Below are 4046 nucleotides of genomic sequence, written 5' to 3'. Positions count from 1 at the left end.
GGCACGTGCTCATGCCGTGTGTCTCCCGGGCGCTGTCCCCCGTCCTCGTCCTCGACTTGTGATATGTGATATGTCGTCAGTGACGAACGGGGCGGGATGGACGAACGCCGGATGGATGAACGCGGGATGGACGAACAGGGCGCGCAGGCCGTGACGGGACCGGTGCTGGAGACGACGGAAGCCCGGCCCGGCGTCCTGCTGGTGCGGCTGAACCGGCCGCGCGCGCTCAACGCGCTGAACACCGAGCTCGTCGAGGGCCTACGTGAGGTGCTGGGCCGTATCCAGGACGACTCCCGGGTCCGCGCGGTCGTCCTCACCGGCGCCGGGCGCGGGTTCTGCGCCGGCCTCGATCTGAAGGGCTATGGGGAGATCCCCGGTGCCCCCGAGGCCGGGGAGGGGACGACGCAGGCCGGGATGCGGCTGCAGCAGCGGATCGCCGATCTCGCCGACGGGTTCCGCCGGGTGCGGGCCCCGATAATCGCCGCGGTCAACGGGCCGGCCGCCGGCGCCGGCCTGTCGATCAGCCTGTTCTGCGACATCAGGATCGCGGCGGCCTCGGCGACCTTCCACGCCTCCTACATCCAGCGCGGGCTCGGTGGCTGCGACATCGGGGTGAGCTGGACGCTGCCGCGGCTCATCGGCTTCTCCCGCGCCGCCGACCTCCTGCTCACCGGCGGCTCCTTCGATGCCGCGCAGGCCGAGCGGATCGGCCTGGTCTCCGAGGTCGTCCCCGACGACGGGCTGCTCGACACCGCGCTCGACAAGGCGTCGGCCATCACCGCGCACAGTCCCTTCGCCGTGTGGATGACGAAGGAGGTGCTGTGGTCGAACCTGGAGATCCCCAGCTTCCGGGCCGCGCTCGACCTGGAGAACCGCAACCAGATCCTCTGCTCGACGACCGCGGACCATCAGGAGGCGGTCGCCGCCTTCCTGGAGAAACGCCCCGCGGTGTACACGGACCGTTGACGTCCTCACCCGCGTGAGCGCGGGAGATTCCAAGGCGAGGAGTTCCCTGATGGGCCCACTGACCGGGCTGCGTGTCCTCGAGCTGGCGGGTATCGGCCCCGGCCCGCACGCGGCGATGATCCTCGCCGACCTGGGCGCCGACGTCGTCCGGGTCGACCGTCCCGCCAGCACGGAGCGTGAGCCGCTGCTGCGCGGGCGGCGCTCCGTCATCGCCGACCTCAAGACCGACGCCGGGCGTGAGCTGGTGCTGCGCCTCGTCGCGAAGGCCGACATCCTCATCGAGGGCTACCGGCCCGGTGTCGCCGAGCGGCTCGGGGTCGGCCCGGCCGAATGCCAGGCGGTGAACCCGCGGCTGATCTACGGCCGGATGACCGGCTGGGGCCAGGACGGCCCGTGGGCCCGACAGGCCGGCCACGACATCAACTACATCAGCCTGACCGGCATCCTGCACGCCGTCGGCCGGGCCGGCGAGCGGCCGGTGCCACCGCTGAACCTCGCCGGTGACTTCGGCGGCGGGTCGATGTTCCTGATCACCGGCGTCCTCGCCGCGCTCTGGGAGCGGGAACGCTCCGGGCTGGGCCAGGTCATCGACGCCGCGATGGTGGACGGCGCCAGCGTCCTGGCGCAGATGATGTGGTCGATGCGCAGCCTCGGCGGGTGGACCGACGACCGGGGCGCGAACCTGCTCGACGGCGCCGCGCCGTTCTACGACACCTACGAGTGCGCCGACGGCGGCCACGTCGCCGTCGGCTGCATCGAGCCGCAGTTCTACGCCCAGATGCTGGCGCTGCTCGGCCTGGACGCAGCGGCCCTGCCCGACCAGTACGACCGGGCCGGCTGGCCGACGCTGCGCGCGACGCTCGCGGACGCCTTCCGGGCCCACCCCCGCGACCACTGGGCGAAGGTGTTCGACGGCTCCGACGCCTGCGTCACCCCTGTCCTGAGCTGGGGCGAGGCGATCGAGCACCCCCACCTCGCCGCCCGCGGGACGCTGCTCGACCTGCACGGCGCCCCACAGCCCGCACCGGCCCCCGGTTCTCGCGCACGGTGCCGGACCGGCCCACCGCGGCCCCCGAGCCCGGCGCTCACGCCGCCGAAGTGCCCGCCGACTGGGGCATCTGACCAGTACCGAGACCCGCCGCTCCCGTCACACGGGAGCGCTGACTCGTGATCAGGAGCGGGCGACTCAATGATCTTCAGGCTGGCCGGTCGGTGATCTGCTCCTCGGAGGAAGATGCGAGCCAGACCTGATCCTGACCCCAGGGAGCCGTCAATGGCCGCCGGAGTACTCATCGCGGAGAGCCTGCGCGCAGGGGCGGTACTGAGCGATCTTCAGTTTTCAGTGCGGAGGATCCAGCGATCGGCGTCCGGGAACGCCACCGTCGACCAGCCATCCGCCTGGACGCTGATCTTCTTCGACGTCGCAGACGCCGAAGCCGAGGCCCTGGCCACGCAGTTGAGCGAGGCTCTCGATGCGCCCGGGTGGTACGTGGACCTGCATACCGCCACGGAGACCTTCATCGTGTTTCCCGGCCGGATCTTTCGGTACCCACGGGGCGACTCACAGGGGCGCGCCGAGGCCGAGGACTACGGCCGCGCCCACGGCATCCCCGAATCGCAGCTCGACTGGCCGACCTGACGTCTGGCCTCGGTGTCAGGGCTGCGCGGTGTCACGGCTGTGCGGGCACCAGGTCGGCCGGGTTGACCGCGCCGCGCAGCAGGCAGCGCAGGGACTCGGCGTAGATCTCCGCGGCGGAGCGGGAGTTGGCGTCCATCGCCGTCGCCAGCGCCGGCAGCTTCTCCGGCTCCACACCGGAGAAGATCCGGGCCCGGTCCGCGGGGGACTTCATCGCCTCGGTGAGAACCGCCCCCAGCACCATCTTGTCCAGACCGTCGATGATCAGCAGACGCTGCTCGGCCGGCACACCGACATCCGCGAGCACCGTCGCGGCCTCCTCGTACACCTCGGTCAGGACATCCCGGGGCAGGTACTGCAGCAGGACCAGAGCGGCGTTGCTGTGGCGCAGCACGGCACGCCGGAAGCTCAGGCCCAGGCCGACGAACCACTCCATCCAGGCGTCCCCCAGGTGCTCGCTCGGCGGGCGTGCCTCCAGCACGATCTCCCGCGCGACCGCGGCCAGGATCTCGGCCTTGTCCGTGAAGTGGTGGTAGAGCGACGGAGTACGAACCTGCAGCCGGGTCGCCAGCCGCGGCAGGCTGAACGTCTCCAGGCCCTCCTCGTCGATGAGGCGAAGCGCCGTCTCGATGACGAGGCGGCGACTGAGGAGTGGTTGGGACGGCCTGGGCATCTGACCATTGTCCAACATGCCCGGCCGAACACGTCCGATCCCCAGGTCGCAGCCGCGCCAGGCAACACGGAGCCCAGGTCGCCCACGACCGCCACCACATCTGAACCCATGATCCCGGCAGGCGAGGTGGACCCGAAAAGTGAACGATTTTGGTCGTCCTGGTGACCCTGCTGGTTTATTCGGGCTGTGGGGGTGCGAGTCCGGCTTGGCATGGCTGGTCGGGTTTGAGCGGGTCTGTGGTGCGGCCGGGGGTGTTGGGTCGGCCCAGGGTGAGGGTGTCAGGGTCTGTCAACTCTCACGCAACACCCGGGACGGTGTGCTGGTCGTGGGGTGTCGGGTCGGGAGGATGGCGGTCGTGTCCCTGCAGCCGAGACCCTGGCCCGAGGTCCCACCGCTGACCGCGCGGGTCGCGCGTGCCGCGTCCCCGAAGGGGAACCTGGCGATGCGTATCCGTGACGAGCTCGGTGTGGTCTACGAGGACGGGCGGTTCACCGGCGCGTTCGGGGTGCGGGGCCGGCCGGGGATCTCTCCGGCCCAGCTGATGATGGCCACGGTTCTGCAGTTCTCCGAGAACCTCACCGACCGGCAGGCCGCGGACGCGGTCCGCGACCGGATGTCGTGGAAATACGCGCTCGGTCTCGATCTCGACGATCCGGGGTTCGACGCCAGCGTGTTCTCGGAGTTCCGCGCGCGGCTGGTCGAGGGGGATCTGGCGACCCACGCGCTCGACGCGCTTCTGGCGCGTCTGGTCGCCGAGGAGCTGCTCAAGGC

Annotated in this window: 4 protein-coding genes and 1 pseudogene; 4 read left to right on the top strand and 1 reads right to left on the bottom strand. The window is 70.9% G+C overall.

Annotated elements, in window-relative coordinates; all coding sequences use genetic code 11:
• The first annotated feature begins 111 nt into the window (after positions 1–111).
• From FREUN1FDRAFT_RS38220 to FREUN1FDRAFT_RS38210, 3 genes and pseudogenes are all read left to right on the top strand, one after another.
• The gene (locus tag FREUN1FDRAFT_RS38220) at positions 112–966 is read left to right on the top strand and encodes an enoyl-CoA hydratase/isomerase family protein (protein ID WP_232295616.1); all 855 of its coding nucleotides are present in this window, start codon (positions 112–114) and stop codon (positions 964–966) included.
• 46 nt (positions 967–1012) lie between these two features.
• A pseudogene (locus tag FREUN1FDRAFT_RS38215) lies at positions 1013–2088 on the top strand (CaiB/BaiF CoA transferase family protein).
• A 151-nt stretch (positions 2089–2239) separates the two neighbouring features.
• Complete coding sequence (locus FREUN1FDRAFT_RS38210) at positions 2240–2605, top strand: hypothetical protein (RefSeq protein WP_006545802.1); 366 nt, start codon at positions 2240–2242, stop codon at positions 2603–2605.
• 31 nt (positions 2606–2636) lie between these two features.
• On the opposite strand, the gene FREUN1FDRAFT_RS38205 is transcribed toward FREUN1FDRAFT_RS38210, so the two are convergent.
• The gene (locus FREUN1FDRAFT_RS38205; protein ID WP_006545801.1) at positions 2637–3275 is read right to left on the bottom strand and encodes a TetR family transcriptional regulator; all 639 of its coding nucleotides are present in this window, start codon (positions 3273–3275) and stop codon (positions 2637–2639) included.
• Between the two features lie 346 nt (positions 3276–3621).
• Between FREUN1FDRAFT_RS38205 and FREUN1FDRAFT_RS38200 the strand changes: the two genes are divergently transcribed.
• The coding region (locus tag FREUN1FDRAFT_RS38200; protein WP_369809860.1) for a transposase at positions 3622–4046 on the top strand (425 nt) is incomplete at its 3' end.

It is taken from the genome of Parafrankia sp. EUN1f (assembly GCF_000177675.1).
Lineage (GTDB): Bacteria > Actinomycetota > Actinomycetes > Frankiales > Frankiaceae > Parafrankia.
Note: the sequence above shows the minus strand (reverse complement) of the source record. Positions and strands in the feature narration are given on the sequence as shown.